We start from the raw sequence: 20275 nt of genomic DNA on the forward strand, positions 1-20275 counted from the left end.
GCTGAAGGTCGCAGATGACGTCGTTGAAGTCCTGCCGCACGAAATGGGGCAGCAGGAAACGATCGTGCAGCTCGGTGCCCCAGCGCACGGGCTTGCGACGGTAGGGGTCCTTCCAGAAGCGCGCGACCAGGGTGCGCAGCAGCAGCATCTGGGCGAGGCTCATGCGGGCGTGCGGCGGCATCTCGAAGGCGCGGAACTCGACCAGGCCCTGACGCCCGGAGGCGCTGTCCGGCGAGTAGAGCTTGTCGATACAGAACTCGGTGCGGTGCGTGTTGCCCGTGACGTCGGTCAGCAGGTTGCGCAGTACCCGATCGACCACCCAGGGCTGCGGCACCTCGCCGGGCGGCATCTGCTGGAAGGCGATGTCGAGCTCATAGAGCCGGTCGTCGCGTGCCTCGTCGACCCGCGGGGCCTGGCTGGTCGGACCGATGAACATCCCCGAGAAGAGATAGGACAGGCTCGGGTGATGCTGCCAGTAGCCGATCAGGCTCTGCACCAGGTCGGGCTTGCGCAGGAGCGGGCTGTCGGCCGGGGTCGGGCCGCCGAGGGTGACATGGTTGCCGCCGCCGGTGCCCGTATGGCGCCCGTCGAGCATGAACTTCTCGGTGCCGAGCCGCGCCTGGCGCGCCTCTTCGTAGAGGATGTGGGTGTCGCGCACCATGTCGTCCCAGCTCTCGGACGGGTGGATGTTGACCTCGATGACGCCGGGGTCGGGCGTGACCGCCAGCTTTTGGAGCCGATGGTCGCGCGGCGGCTCGTAGCCCTCGATGATGATGGGCATCTCGAGCTCGGCGGCGGTGTCCTCGAGACACATCACCAGATCCAGCCAATGCTCCAGATGGGTGAGCGGCGGCATGAAGCAGTAGAGCCGACCCTCGCGCGGCTCGATACAGAGCGCGGTGCGGATCAGGTCCGGATGCAGCTCGTCCGGCAGGGCCACCTGGGGATGGAGCGACTGGTGGGACTCGTCCGGAGGCGTCATACGCCCGTAGCGGGCGGCGAGATCCTGCGGCCGGTGCCCCTGCTCGCGGATCGTCTGCGGCGCTTGGGCCGGCTCGAGCAGGCGCGTGTAGCGGCGAGCCACCTCGTCGAATGGCGAGCGCAGCGGGGTGACCGGCTCGAAGGGGTTGCGCTCGGGCACCTGGTCCAGCTCGGCCTCGGGGACGTAGGGCAGGGCATCCAGGGGCAGACGGAAGCCCATCGGCGAGTCGCCCGGGATCAGAAAGAGGTTGCCGTCGCGGAAGGTCCAGCGCCCGCTCTTCCAGCGACCCTCGGCACCGAATCCCCACCAGCGCAGCGGCAGCACATAGCCCGCGACGCGGTTCAGACCCTGTTGGAAGAGTCGGGTCAGACGTTTGCGTTCGTTGGGGTCCTTGAGCTTGTTGTCGAGCGGGTTGACGTTCGCCGGCAGACGCGCCTCTTTCCAGAGATAGTAGAAGACGTCTTCGTGGGCCTGCGAGGCGAAGCTCGGATCCACGCCCAGGTGACGCGCGAGGGTGCGCACGAAGGTCTCGGCCTCCGCAGGCCCATGTCCGTATTGGGTGTTTTCCCGCCCGAATAGCTCGGGGTTGCGCCAGACCGGTTGTCCATCCTTGCGCCAGAAGCAGGAGAGCGCCCAGCGCGGCAGCTGCTCGCCCGGGTACCATTTGCCCTGTCCGATGTGCAGCAGACCGCCGGGTGCGAACCGGCGCTTGAGGCGCAGCATCAGGTCCTCGGCCAGGATCTTCTTGGTCGGGCCCAGCGCGGCGATGTTCCATTCGGCGCCGTCCATGTCGTCGATCGACACGAAGGTCGGCTCCCCGCCCATGGTCAGGCGCACGTCGTTGGCCTTGAGCTCGGCGTCGACCTGATGGCCGAGCGACTCGATCGCGGTCCACTGCTCTTCCGTGTAGGGCTTGGTGACACGCGGATCTTCGTGGATGCGGGTGATCTCGTTGTGGAAATAGAGCTCGACCTCGCACTTGTCGGTCGCACCCGTGATAGGCGCGGCGCTGCGCGGCGCCGGGGAGCAGGCAAGCGGGATGTGACCCTCGCCGGCAAACAAACCCGATGTGGGGTCGAGCCCGATCCAGCCGGCGCCGGGCACATAGACCTCGGCCCAGGCGTGCAGGTCGGTGAAATCGGCCTCCGGACCGGAGGGGCCGTCGAGCGATTTGACGTCCGCCGTCAACTGCACCAGATAACCGGAGACGAACCGCGCGGCCAGACCCAGGTGGCGCAGGATCTGCACCAGCAGCCAGGCGGTATCGCGGCAGGAGCCCAGACGCCGAGTCAGGGTCTCCTCGCAGGTCTGGACCCCGACCTCCATGCGGATGACATAGTTGATGTCTTGCTGGAGACGCTGGTTCAGATCGACGAGGAAGTAGACCGTCTCGCGCTTGGTCCGGTCCACGGCGGAGAGCCACTCCTTCAGCAGCGGTCCGCTCTCGGTGACCTCCAGATAGGGTGCGAGCTCCTTGCGCAGGTCGGGCTCGTACTCGAAGGGGTAATAGAAGGCATAGTCTTCGAGAAAGAAATCGAAGGGGTTGATCGTGATCATCTCGGCGATCACGTCGACCTCGACCGTCAGCGTCTTGGCCTTTTCGGGAAAGACCAACCGCGCCAGATAGTTGCCGAAGGCGTCCTGCTGCCAGTTGATGAAATGCTCGGCGGGTTCGACCTTCAGCGAGTAGGAGCGGATCGGTGTACGGCAGTGCGGGGCCGGGCGCAGACGCACGACATGGGGTGCGAGGTTCACCGAGCGGTCGAAGCGGTATTCGGTCTTATGGTTAATGGCGACGAGGATCGACATCGGGGCTGGGTTCCTGGCTGAAGTGTCGGGTTTCGAGTCTGACTGTCGCACCGCGGCGCTGGCGGGGTTCGGTCGGACGAAGAAGGACGGGTCGAGGTGTTGCTGTCTTGCCGTGGGGTGGCGATCCGCGGTGATGATTAAGCAAAGATCGTTCCGAATCATCGCCGAGGGATTGGGTTCAGGTGCCAACGATCCCACAAAACACCGGCGCTGTCTTGCGCAACGGATTGCGAAACGGTTTGCCTCTCGGCCGCTGAGCGGTCTCGAGGTCCACGGGGACAGGGAGTCGGGATGCGGCGCGGGCCGAGTCGTTCGGTCGAGCGCGAGAGGTCGACCGGGTCGCACGCCGGAACGGGTCGTTTCGGATACCGAATGGTGCTCCGAGTTGGCTCGGTTCGCTTGCCCAGTGTTGGTGCGTCCTCGGCATGGGGCACGGGCCGATGCCGGATTTTGATGCGGTGACCACCGTCGGGGCGATCGCGGTCACTCGGACGTTCAGCTCCGCCATCACGCGAGCAACTGTCGCGGCGCGGGTATTCACACCGAACGCGGGCGCCAAGGTTGCCCTTTTGGCTGAAGACCTCGAAGGTCCATCCGGAACGTGTCGGAGCGACTCGGAGTGCAAGTCTTGTCTCGGCGCCGGGAAAACTCGAGCGCAGCCGGTATACCATTGGCCGTTCTTGTTTCCTCCCGAGAATCCGCCCTCATGGATCTGCGCGCCCTCTACCTCGCCCTCTTGCTGATACCCGCGGCGCAGGCCGCTGAGATGCCTGTCGAGGCCGTATCCCGATCCACGGGATCGGATCCGCATCTGGACCCGGAGCGGTCGCAACGGGGTTATATCGGCGCCGCGGTCTGTGCAGAGTGCCACCGAACGGAGTTTGACCTGTGGAAGGGGTCCGACCATGACTTGGCGATGACGCAGGCCACGCCGCAGACCGTGCTCGGCAATTTCGATGACGCTGAGATCGAGGCCCATGGCGTCAAATCCCGGTTCTTCCGTCGAGACGGCGGCTACTTCGTGCAGACCGATGGACCCGACGGGGAATTGCGGGATTATCCGATCCGCTACACCTTCGGCTGGTCTCCCTTGCAGCAGTATCTGATCGCGTCTCCGGGCGGCCGGCTTCAGGCGCTCGGCCTAGCCTGGGATACGCGCACGCCGGAGGAAGGCGGACAGCGCTGGTTCCATCTCTATCCCGATGCCGACCCGAGCGCGCCGATAGACCAAAGCAACCCGCTCCATTGGACCGCCGCGGATCAGACCTGGAACTATCAGTGCGCAGACTGCCATTCGACCGATCTGCAAAAGCGCTACGACGCGGAGCAGCAGGTCTACGACACCCGGTACGCGGAGATTAATGTCGCCTGCGAGGCCTGTCACGGACCCGGTGCCCGCCATGTCGAATGGGCCAGGGCGCAGCCTGCCGGAGAGAACGCCGAGTCGGCCGCGGCGACCGATGCCGCCGGCCGGGGTCTCCTGGTCGACCTGAAGGATCGCGACGGCGGTGTCTGGCAGATCAATCCCGAGACAGGTAAACCACAGCGCTCCGTGACCCGCTCGCCCCGAGGCGGTCCTCATGTGCAGACCGAGACTTGCGCCCGTTGTCATTCCAGACGCGGACGCATCCAGGACGCGCTGCCCTCGGGCGAGCCCCTGCATCAGGGTTTCCGGCTCGCCCTTCTCGATCCCGCGCTCTACTTCCCGGACGGCCAGATCAAGGACGAGGTCTTCGTCCACGGCTCCTTCATCCAAAGCCGCATGTACCATCAAGGCGTCGTCTGCAGCGACTGCCATGAGCCCCATAGTCTCGAGCTGCACGCCGAGGGCAACGCCGTCTGTGCGCGCTGTCATACGGCCAGCCGCTACGATTCGCCCGAGCACCATCATCACCCGGCCGGCTCGACCGGCGCCGTGTGCGTGGCCTGTCACATGCCGCAACGCGAGTACATGGTCGTGGACGAGCGCGCCGATCACAGTCTGCGGGTGCCTCGGCCTGATCTGTCCCTGAAGCTCGGCACCCCCAACGCCTGCAACGCCTGTCATCGGGACAAGGACGCTGCTTGGGCGGCGAGCGCGGTGGAGACCTGGTACCCGGACCCGGCGTATCGGGGACCACACTTCGGCGAGGCGCTGCATGCCGCGGACGTCAATGCCCCGGATACCGCCGAGCGGCTGCTCGCGCTCGCGGCCGATCCGGCACAACCCGCCATCGCTCGGGCCAGCGCCCTGGACCGCCTCCACGACCACGTGGATCCGACTGCACTCATGACCGTGCAACGCCTGCTCGCCGATCCGCAGGCGCAGGTACGCGCCCAGGCGGTGCGCGTCCTGGACCTCGCGGACCTGCAGACGCGCGTCGAGCTGGCCTGGCCGCTGCTGTCGGATCCGGCGCTCACGGTGAGGCTGGAGGCCGCTCGCGTCCTGGCGCCCGTGATGACGCAAGGGATCGGGAGCGAGCTGGCGGAGCGTCTGAGCGCCGCCTTGGAGGCGTATGCGATCGCGGAGATGGTGAATGCAGACCGACCCGAGGCCCATCTGAATCTCGGTCTGCTGGCGTTCGAGGCCGGCGAGCCCGTCATGGCCGAGCAGGCGTATCGCAACGCCTTGAGCCTCGATCGGAGGTTTACCCCGGCGCGGGTCAATCTGGCCGACCTCTATCGGGCCCTGGGGCGCGAGTCCGAGGCCGAGGCGGAGCTGATGGCCGGACTTGCGGCCGAGCCCGTCACGCTGTCCGAGCGCGCGGATCTGCACTACGCACTCGGTCTTGCGCAGGTCCGCGCGCAGCGGCTCGATGCGGCCATCGAAGCGCTGGCGCGTGCCGCCGAGCTGTCCCCGCAGAACAATCGCTATGCGTATGTCTACGCCGTCGCACTCGACAGTGCCGATCGGACCCCGGAGGCCCTCGCCGTCCTGGAATCCGCCCGAGAGCAGGCCCCGACCGATCGGGACATTCTGATCGCTTTGGTCCAATACAACGTGATGCTCGATCGCGCGGAGGCCGCCGAGCGCTGGCTCCGGATACTCGAAAGGCTTCCAAACCGTTCGCGGGCAGTTCCGACGGCAGCGATCCGGGAGCCGCTGCCGGATGTGGATTCGAGTGGGAGGCTGACTGAATGATCGACACGATAAGCTGGCTGGCGCTGGCTTTTGGGGCAGGCCTGGCGGCGCGCCAGATCGGTCTGCCGCCGCTGGTGGGATATCTGGTGGCGGGTTTTACCTTGCACGCTTTCGGGGCAGAGGCGACCCCGATGGTCAACACGCTGTCGGACTTGGGCGTGACCCTTCTGCTTTTTTCCATCGGGCTCAAGCTCAAGCTCAAGAGCCTGGCCGAGCCCCAGGTCTGGGGCGTCGCCAGCCTGCACATGCTCGCCTTCATCGGTGTGCTCGTACCGGCCCTTTTGACGTTCGGTGCGCTCGGCTTGCCCTACCTGGACGCACTCGGTCATCGCAACACCCTGATCCTCGCCTTCGCGCTCAGCTTCTCGAGCACCGTGTTCGCCGTGAAGGTGCTCGAGGAGAAGGGCGAGATGGGCTCCCTCTACGGCACCATCGCGATCGGCATCCTCATCGTTCAGGATCTCGCGGCGGTGTTGTTTCTGGCCTTCTCCTTGGGCAAGGTGCCGATGCTCTGGTCCCTGCTGCTTTTCGCCCTGATCCCGTTACGCGGTGTCATCGGCCGGGTTTTGGATCGCGCCGGACATGGCGAGCTGCTGTTGTTGTTCGGCATCACCTTCGCGCTCGGCGGCGCCCAGCTCTTCGAGGCGCTGCACATCAAGGGTGATTTGGGCGCACTGCTGCTCGGGATCTTGATCGCCCCGCATGCCAAGTCCGGGGAGTTGGCGAAGTCGCTCCTCGGGCTCAAGGATCTCTTTTTGGTCGGGTTCTTCCTGAGCATCGGATTGACCGCGGTACCCAGCGCCGATATGGCGCCGACCGTGCTGCTGCTGGTGCTGTTCCTGGTGTTGAAGGGGTTCCTGTTCGAGCAGCTCCTGTTGGCCTTTCGGCTGCGCGCCCGTACGGCCTTGCTCGGGAGCTTGTCGCTGGCGAGCTACAGCGAGTTCGGTCTGATCGTGGCCGCCATCGCCGAGAAGTCGGGCTGGCTGTCCTCGGATTGGCTCGCCATCGTCGCGATCACCGTCGGCGTGTCGCTGGTGATTGCCGCTTTGCTCAATGCACGCGCTCACAACCTCTACGAGCTATTCAGCGATCGGCTGCGACGCCAAGAGCGCAGGGTACGCCTGCCGGTCGAGCGCGAGATCGATCCCGCGGACGCCAACGCGATGATCATCGGGATGGGGCGTGTCGGCACCGGCGCCTACGATACGCTCACGCTGGACAAGGGGCTCAAGCCCGTGGGTATCGATGCGGACCCGGATGCCGTCGCGCGGCACTCGGCGCACGGTCGCAACGTCGTTCAGGGCAGTGCCACAGACGCCGATTTCTGGCACCGTCTGCATCTGGACGACGGTCACATCAAGCTGGTGCTCTTGGCGATGCCGCAGGTCTCGGAAAACGTCTTCGCCGCCGAGCATCTGATCAAGGAAGGCTTCGCGGGAACCATCGGCGCCATCGCAAAGTTTCCCGACGACGAGGCGATCCTGCGCGCCGCCGGTGTCAGTCAGGTGTTCAACCTCTATGCCGAGGCGGGTGCCGGTTTTGCTCAGCATGTCTGTACCGGACGCGGGCGCGAGGTCGAGGATCGACTATCCCCAACGCCCGGCGCGGCCGCCGGTGTCGAGGATGCGAGATGAAACGACCTGGCAAAGCGGAGGAGGCGGATGGGGTCGCGGCGCAGCGGCGTTGCTTAAACCGCGCCCGGTGCGGTAAGCGTCATGTGTTGGAGTGGCTTGGCCGCGCCGGCTCCGACGACCGTCGGAGCCGGCGCGGTTAAGGTATTAAAAAATCTTAAGTTCTAAACCGCGTCTCACTCGGATCGAGGATATCTCCGAAGCCAAGCGCACACTGAAGACGATGCATGTCGCTCTGGACGCGGTTTAGGCGCTCATCGCCAGGGGAGGTCCGTCGAGGGCATCGACGAGATGTGGGATTTGCGACAAGGCCGGCGCGCCGTCCATGAGCAGGGCGATCGGCATGACCTCGAAGATCTCCTCGGGCGGTGCACCGAAATCGAGCGCCGCACGCGCGTGCAGGTGGATATGATCGCGGCGCTGCTCCACCAGAGCGATGCCCAGCGCGATCAGCTCCCGGACATGATGCTGGATCGGTCCGCGCCCGAGGACGTATTCACGCCAGGAATCCTCCCAAGAGTCCCACATCTCGCCGCCTTCGCGCGGGCTCGCCTTGAGAAAGAGCGCGATCTTTCGGACCTGCGTGAGCTCGCCGGGCATGACGTGCAGGCGAATGGCCTCCTTCGTGTGGATGTCGATGCAGCGTCTGCACTGCTTCGTTAGGGCCATGCCCAAGGTGATCAGCTCTTTGTTTTTCCGATCGATGATGCCCTTGCGGGTACTGACCTGAGACATCTCGCTGATGATCTCGAGGAACTCCTCGAGGCCGTACTCGCGGGCGCGGGTCAGGGACTGCTTGAAGGTGTCGATACTGCTCATATGCGTTGCTGCCGATGGGTGCGTGAAAAGATCGATGAGACCATGGGGTCTATTAGGTCCATTAGAAGTTTAGCAACTATTGTACCGTAGAATGTTGCAGCGCAGCAGGCGTCGGGCATCCGAGGCGAGGTTTTTTCTAACCGACGGGTTCCGATCAGCGACCTGGCCGGCGATCGCAATCTCGCTTGCGCGATCCTGGTGACGGGCCCATATTTAAACGATGCGCCGCGCTCATCCCGCCACCGCCGTCCTGATCCTTTTCTGCGTCTTGGCATTCCAGGCGCAGACATGGGCGCGTGTTGCGCTGCCCTGCGAGCACATCGCCGATCTCGGCGGTAGCTGTCCCATGCACGGCGCATCCCTCTCCCAAGGCGATCCGCAAGCCACGCCCGGAGACGGCGGCGATTCTCTCTTCGATTGCGCCAAGTGCGCCTTGGCCTATGCGCTCGGTGCCCTGCAGGTCGCGCCCTCTTCTGATCCCGCAAGTCCGCCCCCGTCCTTATCCGCTCCCGAGCTTGGATCGGACGATCACTTCTACCGGTTTTTCCCCGAAGGGCGCATTCGTCCGCCCAGACATCACCTCGCCTGATCTTCCGCCGACCCGGAGTCGAGTCCTCCGTCGACCGCAACCTCCTTGCGGCCGTCTTCCGTTCGATACCCCTTCCGGGCGGCATCCGTCATTTCGACGTCGGAGGCGACGAGCATGTCAATTTTCGATCGAGCACAACGATCCCCCGCCCCTATGCAACGGTTCCGGATCGGGTTTCTTGCCGCACTGATCACCGCCGGTCTTTTGGCCGGCTGCGAAGCGGCCCAGCCGCCGACCACGCCCGCCGGCGAGACCGGAGACGAGGCGCAGGCCGAGAGCGAACGCCTCGCCGGCGCCTCGGGCGAGTCCGCGATGGAGCACGCGCTCAAGCATCTCGACCCCAAGTACGTGTGCCCCATGCATCCCCAGATCGTGCGGGACGAGCCCGGGAGCTGCCCGATCTGCGGCATGGACCTGGTGAAGAAGCAGATGGATCCCGTGGTCGGCAAGTATCCGGAGGTCGCACTGCGTCCGGCGGTGATGCAGAACCTGGGCATGCGCATCGGAACGGTGGAGCGCGGGACACTCTGGAAATACATCCGCACGGTCGGACGGGTGGAGTTCGACGAGACGCGTCTGGCGCACATCCATCCGCGTGCCGAGGGTTGGATCGAGGATCTGCAGTTGCGCGCCGAGGGCGAGAGGGTCACCAAGGATCAGGACCTGGCGGAGATCTATGCCCCGGCGATGCTCTCCGCACAGGTGGATTTTCTCCAGGCCCTGGAGCCGCAGCCGCGCGGCGTGTCTCAGGTCAAGGCGGACAAGGCCCGCAATCTGCTGCGTCTGCTGGACATCCCGGAGGATGTGATCCGGGAGATCGAGCAGCAACGCGAGCCCCGCAACAGGCTGCCGATCCGCGCCCCGATCGAGGGCATCGTCACCGGGCTGAAGGCGCGCCAGGGCATGTATGTCACGCCCGAGACGGAGATGTTCACGATCGCCGATCTCAGTCGGGTCTGGGTCATGGTTGATGTCTTCGAGGCCCAGATCGACTGGCTCGCGCCCGGTCTGACCGCCGAGATCCGGGTTCCGGCGCGCCCCGGAAAGGTCTGGGAGGGCCGGGTCGACTATCTCTACCCCGAGCTCGATCCCGAAACCCGCACGCTGCGCGTACGGTTGGTCTTCGACAACCCCGATCTGGCGCTCAAGCCCAACATGTTCGCCGACGTCGTCATCTACGGCGGACCCAAGCGCGACGTGCTCAAGATCCCGGCCGAGGCCATGATCGTCACCGGCGAGCGCGCGACCGTGGTCAAGGTTGTCGAGGAGGGGCGCTTCCAGCCGGTCGACGTCGTCGCGGGGATGGAGCGTGCCGGCGAGGTCGAGATCCTGTCGGGGCTCGAGGAGGGCGATCGAATCGTCCTCTCCGGGCAGTTCCTCATCGATTCGGAATCCAGCCTACAGGCGAGCTTCATGCGCTTCCCCGCCGTAGACGCCTCGGGGGCCGAGACCTCCGAGGCGACGGGAGGTGCACATGCGCACCACTAGCCGTCGTCCGCGTTTCGATCGCCTGAAGGCCCCCGTCGGGAGGACACCGCGATGAAACAGGTCATCCTCTGGTCGCTTCGCAATCGTATCCTGGTGCTGCTCTCGGCCGTGCTCCTCACGGCATGGGGCATCGCGGCCCTGAAACAGACCCCGTTGGATGCCATCCCGGATCTCTCGGACGTGCAGGTGATCGTGCGTACGACATTCGCGGGGCAATCGCCTCAGGTGGTCGAGGAGCAGGTCACCTATCCCATCACGACGACCATGCTCGCCGTGCCGGGGGCCCGGACGGTGCGCGGTTACAGCTTCTTCGGGGACAGCTTCGTCTACATCCTCTTCGAGGACGGCACCGACCTCTATTGGGCGCGCTCGCGTGTCCTGGAATATCTCAATCAGGCGGCGGCCTCGCTGCCCGAGGGTGTGCAGCCGAGGCTCGGACCGGACGCGACCGGCGTGGGCTGGGTCTTCAGCTACGCGCTGGTGGATCGCAGCGGTCGGCACGACCTCTCGCAACTGCGCAGCCTGCAGGACTGGTTTCTCAAGTTCGAGCTGCAGAGCGTGCCCGGCGTGGCCGAGGTCGCGACCGTCGGCGGCATGGTGCGCGAGTATCAGATCGTGGTGGATCCGGAGAAGCTGCGCGCCTTCGGGATCCCGCTCTCGCGTGTCTCCGATGCCGTGCGCGATGCCAATCAGGAGGCCGGCGGCTCGGTGATCGAGCGCGGCGAGGCGGAGTACATGATCCGCACACGCGGCTATCTCACGGGTGTGGATGACATCGAGACCATTCCGGTGGATGTGACCGAGGCCGGAACCCCGGTGCTGCTGCGCGACCTGGCACGGGTGCAGATCGGCCCCGAGATGCGCCGAGCGGTGGCGGATCTGGACGGGGAGGGCGAGATCACCGGCGGCATCATCGTGATGCGATACGGCGAGAATGCGCTCGCCACTATCGCCGCGGTCAAGTCGAAGCTCGACGACCTGCGGGCCGGGCTGCCCGAGGGCGTAGAGATCCTCGTGACCTACGATCGCTCCGAGCTGATCCTCGCCGCGGTGGACAACCTCAAGAGCAAACTGATCGAGGAGCTCATCGTCGTCGCCCTGGTCTGTCTGGTCTTTCTGTTCCACCTGCGCTCGGCCTTCGTGGCGATCGTCTCGCTGCCCTTGGGCATTCTGATCGCCTTCATCATCATGAATGTGCAAGGCATCAACGCCAACATCATGTCGCTCGGCGGGATCGCCATCGCGATCGGCACCATGGTGGATGCGGCCATCGTCATGATCGAGAACGCCCACAAGCACCTGGAGCGTGCCGGGCCGAATCTGAGCCAGGAGCGGCATTGGCAGGTGATCGGCGAGGCTGCGACCGAGGTGGGTCCGGCACTCTTCTTCTCCCTCCTGATCGTGACCGTGAGCTTCCTGCCGGTCTTCGCGCTCGAGTCTCAGGAGGGACGTCTCTTCTCGCCGCTGGCCTTCACCAAGACCTATGCCATGGCCGCCGCCGCGGGGCTTGCCGTGACATTGGTCCCGGTGCTCATGGGGTATCTGATCCGCGGACGCATCCCGCGCGAGGATGCCAATCCGCTGAACCGGTTTCTGATCCGGGCCTACCGGCCGTTGTTGAGCGGCGTGCTGCGCCGTCCCTATCTCGTCGTCGGTCTGTCCGTCCTGATCCTCTTCAGCACACTGATCCCGCTGGCCGGCGTGGGCGGTTTGCTGGCGCCTTTGAAATGGCCGTTCCAGGCGGTCGGTCTCGTCGTCGAGCAAGGACCTCACCGAGACGCCGAGGCGCGCATCGAGGGCTGGCAAGAGGACCTTGCGAGCGCCTGGCAAGCGACCTTCAGCGGCGTGCCGGTCCTGGGCGACTGGCATCTGGGGCTCGGCTCGGAGTTCATGCCCGAGCTCGACGAGGGCGATCTGATGTACATGCCGACGACCCTGCCGGGGATCTCGATCGGCAAGGCGGGCGAGTTGCTGCAGCAGACCGATCGGCTGATTGCGAGTCTTCCGGAGGTCGAGCGGGTCTTCGGGAAGGTCGGCCGAGCGGAGACCGCGACCGATCCGGCCCCGCTGACCATGATCGAGACCCTGATCCAGTTCAAGCCGCGCGAGGAGTGGCGCGAGGGGATGACCCTGGATGGACTGATCGCCGAGCTGGATGCGCTGGTCGACATCCCCGGCCTCGCCAATGCCTGGGTGATGCCCATCAAGACGCGCATCGACATGTTGGCTACCGGCATCAAGACCCCGCTCGGCGTGAAGATCTCGGGTCCGGATCTGGCCGAGATCGAGCGCATCGGCGGCGAGGTCGAGCAGGCCTTGATGCGGATCGAGGGGACCGCCTCGGCCTATTCGGAGCGCGCAGCCCAAGGACGCTACATCGAGATCCGACCGGATCGGGTGGCGGCCGCCCGTGTCGGTCTGAACATCGGCGATATCAACCGGATCGTCGCGGCCGGCTTGGGCGGCGTCACCGTGACCCGAACGGTGGAGGGGCTGGAGCGCTATCCGGTGAGCGTGCGTTTCCCGCGCGAGCAGCGCGACGATCTGCAGAAGCTGCGCGAGCTGCCCATCGTCACCCCGACCGGCGCTCAGATCCCGCTCGGGCAGATCGCCGAGGTGGTGGTCGTGGACGGGGCCGACATGCTGCGCAGCGAGAACGCGCGCCTCAACGGCTGGGTCTTCGTGGATATTCGCGGGCGCGATCTGGGGCGCTATATCGCCGATGCACAAGCCGTGGTGCGCGATCGGGTCGCGCTGCCGCCCGGCTACTCGATCGCCTGGTCCGGCCAGTACGAGTATATGCTGCGCGCGCAAGCCAAGCTCATGCAGGTGGTGCCGGTCGCCTTGGCACTCATCTTCCTGCTGCTGTATCTCACCTTCCGCTCGACCGCCGAGGCCCTGCTGGTGATGCTCTCGCTGCCCTTTGCGCTGGTCGGCGGCTTCTGGCTCATCTATCTGTTGGACTACAACCTGTCGGTGGCGGTGGCCGTCGGGTTTATCGCGCTGGCCGGGGTCGCAGCCGAGTTCGGCGTCATCATGTTGGTGTATCTCGACAACGCGGTGAAGCAATGGCGCGAGGAGGGGCGGCTCCGGGACGAAGCCGACCTGCTCGGCGTGATCATGGAAGGCGCGGTCATGCGCATTCGGCCCAAGGCGATGACCGTCGCGACCATCTTTGCCGGCCTGCTGCCGATCATTCTGGGCACCGGTGTGGGCTCGGAGGTGATGCGACGCATCGCTGCACCCATGGTCGGCGGCATGATCACGGCACCCTTGCTGAGTCTCTTCGTGATCCCTGCGCTCTTTCTCATCCGACACCGACGGGCGTTTCGCTCCGTATAAACCGCGTCCAGAGCGACATGCGTGATTCTCATGTTGTGTCGGGCTTGAGGATTCCCCCCGACCTTTTTGGGGACGCGGTTTAAACCGCGTCCAGAGCGAAATGCTCACTTTCAGGGGAGCTCGACGTTTGATGCATCCATGCCCCTTAGCGGGGACGCGGTTTAAGATTTTTATATTTTTTAATATCTTAAACCGCGCAGACTCCAACGGTCGTCAAGTCTGCCGGGGCCGATCCCATCCAAAAACATCGCATACCGCACCAGGCGCGGTTTAACATACAAATGTATGCTATAAAGCGTTCATGGGATTCCCCCGGATGATCGAGGGTCGAGATGATGGGTCGAACACCGACCGGACAGACGCGCGAGCAGGTGTTCCAGCTCATGCGCGAACGGCTCCTGGCCGGCCAACCGCCGACCGTGCGTGAGGTCCAGGAGGCGTTCGGTTTTCGCTCCGTGCAGACCGCGCGCGCGCATCTGGAGGCGCTCGTATCCGAAGGTCGCCTCGAGAAGCAGTCGGGTCGGTCGCGCGGCTATCGGCTCGCCGACTCGGCGGTGCTCCTCTCCGGCGAAGACCGGATCGCACCGCCGCGGTTGGTTCCTCTGCTCGGACGCGTCGCTGCCGGCGCCTTCGGACTGGCGGTCGAGGACCTCGAAGGCTATCTCCCGGTGCAGTCCGACCGCGTCGGCGCGAACGAGGAGCTGTTCGGTCTGCGTGTGCGCGGCGAGAGCATGCGCGACGCCGGCATCCTGCCCGGCGACATCGTCATCGTGTGGCGTCTGCCCAGTGTCGAGGACGGCGCCATCGTCGTCGCCTTGGTGGGCGAGGAGGCGACGATCAAGCGTCTGCGGCGGCGCGGCAACCGGATCGAGCTGCATCCGGCAAACCCCGATTACGCGGTGATGACGCCGGACCCGGATACGCTTCAGGTGCTGGGGCGGGTGATCGAGGTGCGGCGTTATCTGGATTGAGGGGGGCTTCCGGCCGCCGGCCTCCAGCCATCAGCTATCAGCCGTCAGCTAACAGCTAACGTCATATGATCGGAGCATCTCGATGAAGGCGGCCTTTTCGGATCTTCAACGCGGGCTCGAGCCGAGCCGGGCGCCTGTCTCTTGGGGGCTGACGGCCTTTCGCGGTCGCTTCGCCGAGATCTCGGGCGGGGAGGCGACGGCGGCGCTGACGCTGACCATGGGTCTGGTGGCCGAGGCGCAGCAGGGCGACGAGCCGACGGTCTGGGTGACGGGGCGCGACAGTGGCTTTTATCCGCCGGATGTTGCGGCGGTCGGGATCGATCTGAGTGCCTTGGCGGTCGTGTGGGCGCAGGGTGCGCTCGAGGCCGCGCGTGCGGCGGACCTGCTGTTGCGCTCGGGTGCCTTCGGTCTCGTCGTGCTCGATCTGGGCACCGACGATGACCTGCCGCTGGCCGCGCAGACACGTCTCGCCGCGCTCGCGAAGAAGCACGAGACGGCGCTCCTGTGCCTGACGCGCAAGGGGCGGGAGCGTCCGTCGCTGGGCTCGCTGATCTCGTTGCGCGCCGATGCGACGCGCACCGGTCGTGCGCCGCCGCTGTTTCGCTGCGAGACGCTCGTCCTCAAGGACAAGCGCCAGGGACCGGGCCGGACCTACGCGGAGCTCTGTCATGGACCGGATGGCCTGTCTTGATCTGCCGGCCTTTCCGCTTCAGCTCCTGCTGCGGCAGCACCCCGAGTGGCGTGGGCATCCGGTCGCCGTCGTCGACAGCGATCAGCCGCGCGGGATCATCTTGTGGGTCAATGCGCCCGCGCGCGCCGCACGCATCCTCTCGGGCATGTCTTTTGCCGCGGCCTTGTCGCTGAGCGGGGATCTGCGCGCCGCCCCGGTACCCGAGTCGCAGATCGATCGGGCCGTCGTCGCCGTCTCCCGCCGGCTGCGCGAGCACAGCCCGCATGTCGAGCCCTCCACGGACGAGCCCGGTGTCTTCTGGCTCGATGCGTCCGGGCTCGAGCCGCTCTACGGGTCGCTCGATGCCTGGGCCGCGGGGATGGAGACGGGGCTCTCGGCGATGGGTTTGAGCGCCGTCGTGGTCGTCGGCTTTCGCCGCTTCGCGACCTATGCGCTCGCCAAGTCCGGGCAAGGCGTGCGTGTCCTTCACGAGGCAGGCGAGGAGCAGGGCGCTTTGCAGGACGTGCCTTTGGAGCGCTTGGCGATCGCGCCCGGCACACGGGACGCGCTCGCCAAGCTCGGCGTGCACAGCCTCGGTGAATTTCTCCGGCTGCCGTCCGAGGGCATCCGTCGGCGCTACGGGAAGGCCGCCTTCGACCTGCACCGGATGGCCTCGGGCGAGCTGAATCTACCGCTGCAGCCCGAGCGCCCGGTCGAGCCGGTGACGGCACGCCTGATCCTCGATCGGCCCGAGACCGATGTCGATCGTCTGATGGATCTGATCGAGACGCGGCTGCCGACGCTTCTGGATGCGCTTGCCGGACGCGGTCAGGCCCTCGAAGAGCTGCGGCTGCTGTTCCGCTTCGAGCGTCTGGGCGAGCACAAGGAACGCATCCGCCCGGCCGCACCGACCCTGGATGCCCGACAGATCCTGGAGCTGATCCGTCTGCGTCTGTCGGCGGCACGCCTGCCGGACGGTGTCGAGGAGCTGAATCTGCTCGTCCGTGGCGTCAACCCCGAGCAGCGCCAGCTCGAGCTGCTCGCCGCCCGGCCGCGCCGCGACCTCGAGGCGGCCAATCGTGCCCTGGCGCGCGTGCGAGCGGCATTCGGCGAGGCGTCGGTGGTGCGGGCGCGGCTGCGCTCGGGTCACCTGCCCGAGAACAGCTTCGCCTGGGAGCCCTTGTCCCGACTGGAGCCGGCGCGTCCGCGCACGCGTCTGCAGCGCCGTCTGGTGCGCCGTCTCTACAGGCGTCCGATCCCCTTGCCGCCGCGCCCGCGTCATGAGCCGGACGGCTGGATGCTGCACGGCTTGGAGCAGGGACCCGTGGTGCGGGTCTGGGGCCCCTATGTGGTCGCCGGCGGCTGGTGGGTGCGTGCGTTGCATCGGGAGTATCACTTCGCGGAGACCCGTAAAGGCGAGCTCTTGTGGGTCTTCTACGATCGGGTGCGACGCGGCTGGTTCGTGCACGGACGGGTGGAATGATCCCGCTCTGGTGCAAGAGCCATTTCTCGTTTCTCGAAGGGGCGAGCCACCCCGAGGAACTGGTGGAGACCTGCGCCGCGCTCGGGCTCGCCGGTCTGGCCCTGACGGATCGCGACGGGGTCTATGGTCTGGTCGAGGCCCATGTGAAGGCGCGGGAGCTCGGCGTGCCGCTGATCGCCGGGGCCGAGGTCTCGATCGAGGACGGCTCGACCCTGATCCTGCTGGCACAAAGCCGCGAGGGCTACGCCAATCTGTGTCGGCTACTGACCCTGGGCCGGCGCCGTTGCGCCAAGGGCGAGAGCCGGGTCGGCTGGCGCGAGGTCTATGCCCACGCCGGCGAGCTGATCGCGCTCTGGGGCGGGGAGTCCGCACTGCTCTGCGGGGAGGCCGATCCCTTCTTCATCGCGCATCAGTTGCGCGAGGCCTTCGAGGATCGGCTCTATGCCTTGGCGGCACGTCATCGCCGCGCGGACGAGCCGGGGCGCGAGGCGCTTTTGCGACAGCGTGCCGCGCGTTATCGGCTGCCGATTGTCGCAGGCTACGAGGTGCTCTATCACGCGCCGAGCCGACGCGAGCTGCAGGACGTGCTGAGCTGCATCCGCCAAGGCATCCGGCTTGCCGAGGCCGGGCGCCGGATCAAGCCCAACGCCGAGCATGCGCTCAAGTCCGTTCATGCGTTCGCCACGCTGTTCGAGGACGACCCGGGCGCCGTCGCCCGCACCCTCGAGATCGCCGAACGCTGCCGCTTCAACCTGGACGCGCTGCGATATCGCTATCCCTCTGAGCATCTCCCGGACGGCTCGACCTCCTCGCAATGGCTGCGGCGGCTCACGCTCGAGGGCGCGCACGAGCGTTACGGGGCGGCCTTGCCCGAGGCGGTCTCGGCTCAGGTGGCGAAGGAGTTGGCGCTGATCGAGGAGCTGGATTACTGCGGCTATTTCCTGACCATGTGGGAGATCGTCCGGTTCTGCCGCCGCGAGCGGATCCTCTGCCAGGGCCGCGGCTCGGCGGCCAACTCCGCCGTCTGCTACTGCCTGGGGATCACCGCCGTGGATCCGGTGCGCATGGGCTTGCTGTTCGAGCGCTTCCTCTCGCGCGAGCGGGCCGAGCCGCCGGATATCGATCTGGATATCGAGCACGCGCGCCGCGAAGAGGTCATCCAGCACGTCTATGCCAAATACGGCCGGGATCACGCGGCGATGGTCGCCAACATCATCCGGTATCGGGTGCGCTCGGCGGTGCGCGACGTGGGCAAGGTGCTGGGTCTCTCCGAGACCTCGCTCGATCGTCTCTCGAAGCTGCTGGCGCACGCGGGCGACGCGCTGTCGGGCGAGGTGCTGCGCCAGTCCGGTCTGGATCCCGAGCAGCCGGTGCATCGGCACCTGATCCGGCTCGCGACCGAGATCCTGGATGTGCCCCGTCACCTCTCGATCCATCCCGGCGGTTTCCTGCTCGGACATGAGCCGGTCTCGACCCTGGTCCCGATCGAGAACGCCGCGATGCCCGACCGGACGGTGATCCAATGGGACAAGGACAGCCTCGAAGCACTGGGGTTGTTCAAGGTCGACCTCCTCGCACTCGGTGCACTGCATCAGCTCCATCTCGGCTTCGATCTGATGCGCAGCCATTACGGGCGCGACGAGACCATGGCGAGCATCCCCGCCGACGACGCCCCGACCTTCGAGATGATCCGCCGGGCCGACACGCTCGGTGTCTTCCAGATCGAGAGCCGTGCCCAGATGGCGATGCTCCCGCGTCTGCTGCCGCGCACCTATTACGACCTGGTGATCGAGATCAGCCTGGTGCGTCCCGGCCCCATCACGGGCGGCATGGTGCACCCCTATCTGCGCCGCCGCGCCGGCCAGGAGCGCGTGATCTATCCCCATCCGTGCCTGGCGCCCGTGCTCGAGAAGACACTCGGCGTGCCGCTCTTCCAGGAGCAGGTGATCCGCTTGGCGATGGTGGCCGCCGACTACACCCCCGGTGAGGCCGATCAGCTGCGCCGCGACATGGCCGCTTGGCGCTGCAGCGGTCGGATCGAGCGTCACCGTGCGCGATTGGTCCAGCGCATGATCGCCAAGGGCATCGACGCCGCCTTTGCCGAGCAGGTGTTCGAGCAGATCCGCGGGTTCGGCGAGTACGGATTCCCCGAGAGCCATGCGGCCAGCTTCGCCCTGATCGCCTACGCCACCGCTTGGATGAAGTGCCGGTTCCCCGACGTCTTCGTCTGCGCCTTGCTCAATGCCCAACCGATGGGCTTCTACTCGCCCGCGACCATCATCGAGGACGCCAAGCGCCACGGCATCGAGGTGCGTCCGATCGATATAGTGCGCAGCGAGTGGGATTGCACGCTGGAGCCGGGACAAGGCGGGGCGGTAGCGGAGGCTTGTAGGGTGGACGAGCGAGAGCGAATTCCACCGAACCCCGCGCCGGCGCTGGTGGACTGCGCTGCGCTTGTCCACCCTACGGCGCTTGTCCACCCCACGGCGCTTGTCCACCCCACGGCGCTTGTCCATGCGACCGATCGGGCCGACGGAATGGCCGGGCCGGATACGCGGCGCTACGCCGTGCGCATGGGCGCGCGCTATGTGAAGGGTCTGGCCCGGGCGCAGTGGGAGGGGCTGACGGCGGCGCGGGCGGAGCGTCCCTTCGCGTCCGTCGAGGATCTGGTTCGGCGTACCGGGCTGAATGCCGGCATGCTGTCGCGCCTGGCCGAGTCGGGGGCCTTGAGCGCCTTGGAGCCGCAGCGCCGTTCGGCACTGTGGCAGGTCGCCGGGGCCGTTCACGAGGAGGATGCACCGCTCGATCCGGGATCCCGAGAGCGCGCCGCGGTCTTCGCCGATCTCGATGCCTTCGAGACCATCGTCTGGGATCACCGCACCAGCCTGCACAGTACGCTCGGGCATCCCTTGGCACCCTTGCGCGAGCGGTTGCGCGCGCAGCGTCTACCCGATGCCGCCGCCGTGCGGGCGATGCCGCATGGTCGACGCACGCGCTACGCCGGTCTGGTGATCTGCCGTCAGCGCCCCGCGACCGCATCGGGTGTGCTCTTCATGACGCTCGAAGACGAGACCGGTTTCGTCAACCTCGTCGTCTGGAATCAGGTGCTCGAACGCTACGCACGCTTGATCAAGACCACGAACCTGCTCGGCGTCACCGGGCGGATCCAGCAGCAGGACAGCGTGCCGCACCTGATCGCGGACGCCTTCTGGGACCCGCAGTCGCTGCTGCACGTCCGGCTCGAAGCGACCTACAGCCGGGATTTTCATTGAGAGACGCCCGTATCGCTTGATTTCCGCGTATAGGCATCCCGACTGCGGCTGCCTGCAAGGGATGTAGGGGCGACTTGAGTCGCCCTTTCATTATTGGT

The 20275-nt window shown here is 66.2% G+C and carries 11 protein-coding genes; 9 read left to right on the plus strand and 2 right to left on the minus strand.

Going from position 1 to position 20275, the window contains the following annotated elements; all coding sequences use genetic code 11:
• The coding region (locus VLR48_RS11890; protein ID WP_325291993.1) for a transglutaminase family protein at nucleotides 1–2791 on the minus strand (2791 nt) is incomplete at its 3' end.
• A 706-nt stretch (nucleotides 2792–3497) separates the two neighbouring features.
• Between VLR48_RS11890 and VLR48_RS11895 the strand changes: the two genes are divergently transcribed.
• Nucleotides 3498–5912, plus strand: coding sequence for a tetratricopeptide repeat protein (locus VLR48_RS11895; RefSeq protein ID WP_325291994.1), 2415 nt, complete (start codon nucleotides 3498–3500; stop codon nucleotides 5910–5912).
• On the plus strand, nucleotides 5909–7546 hold the full coding sequence (locus tag VLR48_RS11900; protein WP_325291995.1) for a cation:proton antiporter family protein: 1638 nt from the start codon (nucleotides 5909–5911) through the stop codon (nucleotides 7544–7546). The genes VLR48_RS11895 and VLR48_RS11900 overlap by 4 nt, the downstream gene beginning before the upstream one ends.
• A 243-nt stretch (nucleotides 7547–7789) precedes the next feature.
• Here VLR48_RS11900 and VLR48_RS11905 read toward each other — a convergent pair whose 3' ends face one another.
• Nucleotides 7790–8362 (minus strand): carboxymuconolactone decarboxylase family protein, encoded by a 573-nt coding sequence (locus tag VLR48_RS11905; RefSeq protein WP_007191099.1) that lies wholly within the window; start codon nucleotides 8360–8362, stop codon nucleotides 7790–7792.
• 220 nt (nucleotides 8363–8582) lie between these two features.
• Here VLR48_RS11905 and VLR48_RS11910 point away from each other — a divergent pair, with 220 nt between their 5' ends.
• The 7 genes from VLR48_RS11910 (at nucleotide 8583) to VLR48_RS11940 (ending at nucleotide 20177) form a co-directional block, all read left to right on the plus strand.
• On the plus strand, nucleotides 8583–8951 hold the full coding sequence (locus tag VLR48_RS11910) for a hypothetical protein (RefSeq protein WP_325291996.1): 369 nt from the start codon (nucleotides 8583–8585) through the stop codon (nucleotides 8949–8951).
• 153 nt (nucleotides 8952–9104) lie between these two features.
• Complete coding sequence (locus tag VLR48_RS11915; protein WP_325291997.1) at nucleotides 9105–10439, plus strand: efflux RND transporter periplasmic adaptor subunit; 1335 nt, start codon at nucleotides 9105–9107, stop codon at nucleotides 10437–10439.
• A 51-nt stretch (nucleotides 10440–10490) separates the two neighbouring features.
• Nucleotides 10491–13781, plus strand: a complete 3291-nt coding sequence (locus tag VLR48_RS11920) for an efflux RND transporter permease subunit (RefSeq protein WP_325291998.1) — start codon at nucleotides 10491–10493, stop codon at nucleotides 13779–13781.
• A 332-nt stretch (nucleotides 13782–14113) separates the two neighbouring features.
• Nucleotides 14114–14752 carry a transcriptional repressor LexA gene (gene lexA, locus VLR48_RS11925; RefSeq protein ID WP_325291999.1) on the plus strand — a complete coding sequence of 213 codons (639 nt, stop codon included), beginning with the start codon at nucleotides 14114–14116 and terminating at the stop codon, nucleotides 14750–14752.
• 82 nt (nucleotides 14753–14834) lie between these two features.
• Nucleotides 14835–15443, plus strand: coding sequence for a recombinase A (locus VLR48_RS11930; protein ID WP_325292000.1), 609 nt, complete (start codon nucleotides 14835–14837; stop codon nucleotides 15441–15443).
• Nucleotides 15421–16905 carry a DNA polymerase Y family protein gene (locus VLR48_RS11935; RefSeq protein WP_325292001.1) on the plus strand — a complete coding sequence of 495 codons (1485 nt, stop codon included), beginning with the start codon at nucleotides 15421–15423 and terminating at the stop codon, nucleotides 16903–16905. The genes VLR48_RS11930 and VLR48_RS11935 overlap by 23 nt, the downstream gene beginning before the upstream one ends.
• Complete coding sequence (locus VLR48_RS11940) at nucleotides 16902–20177, plus strand: error-prone DNA polymerase (protein WP_325292002.1); 3276 nt, start codon at nucleotides 16902–16904, stop codon at nucleotides 20175–20177. The genes VLR48_RS11935 and VLR48_RS11940 overlap by 4 nt, the downstream gene beginning before the upstream one ends.
• The last annotated feature ends 98 nt before the right edge of the window (nucleotides 20178–20275 follow it).

It is taken from the genome of Thiocapsa sp. (assembly GCF_035467215.1).
Taxonomy (GTDB): domain Bacteria; phylum Pseudomonadota; class Gammaproteobacteria; order Chromatiales; family Chromatiaceae; genus Thiocapsa.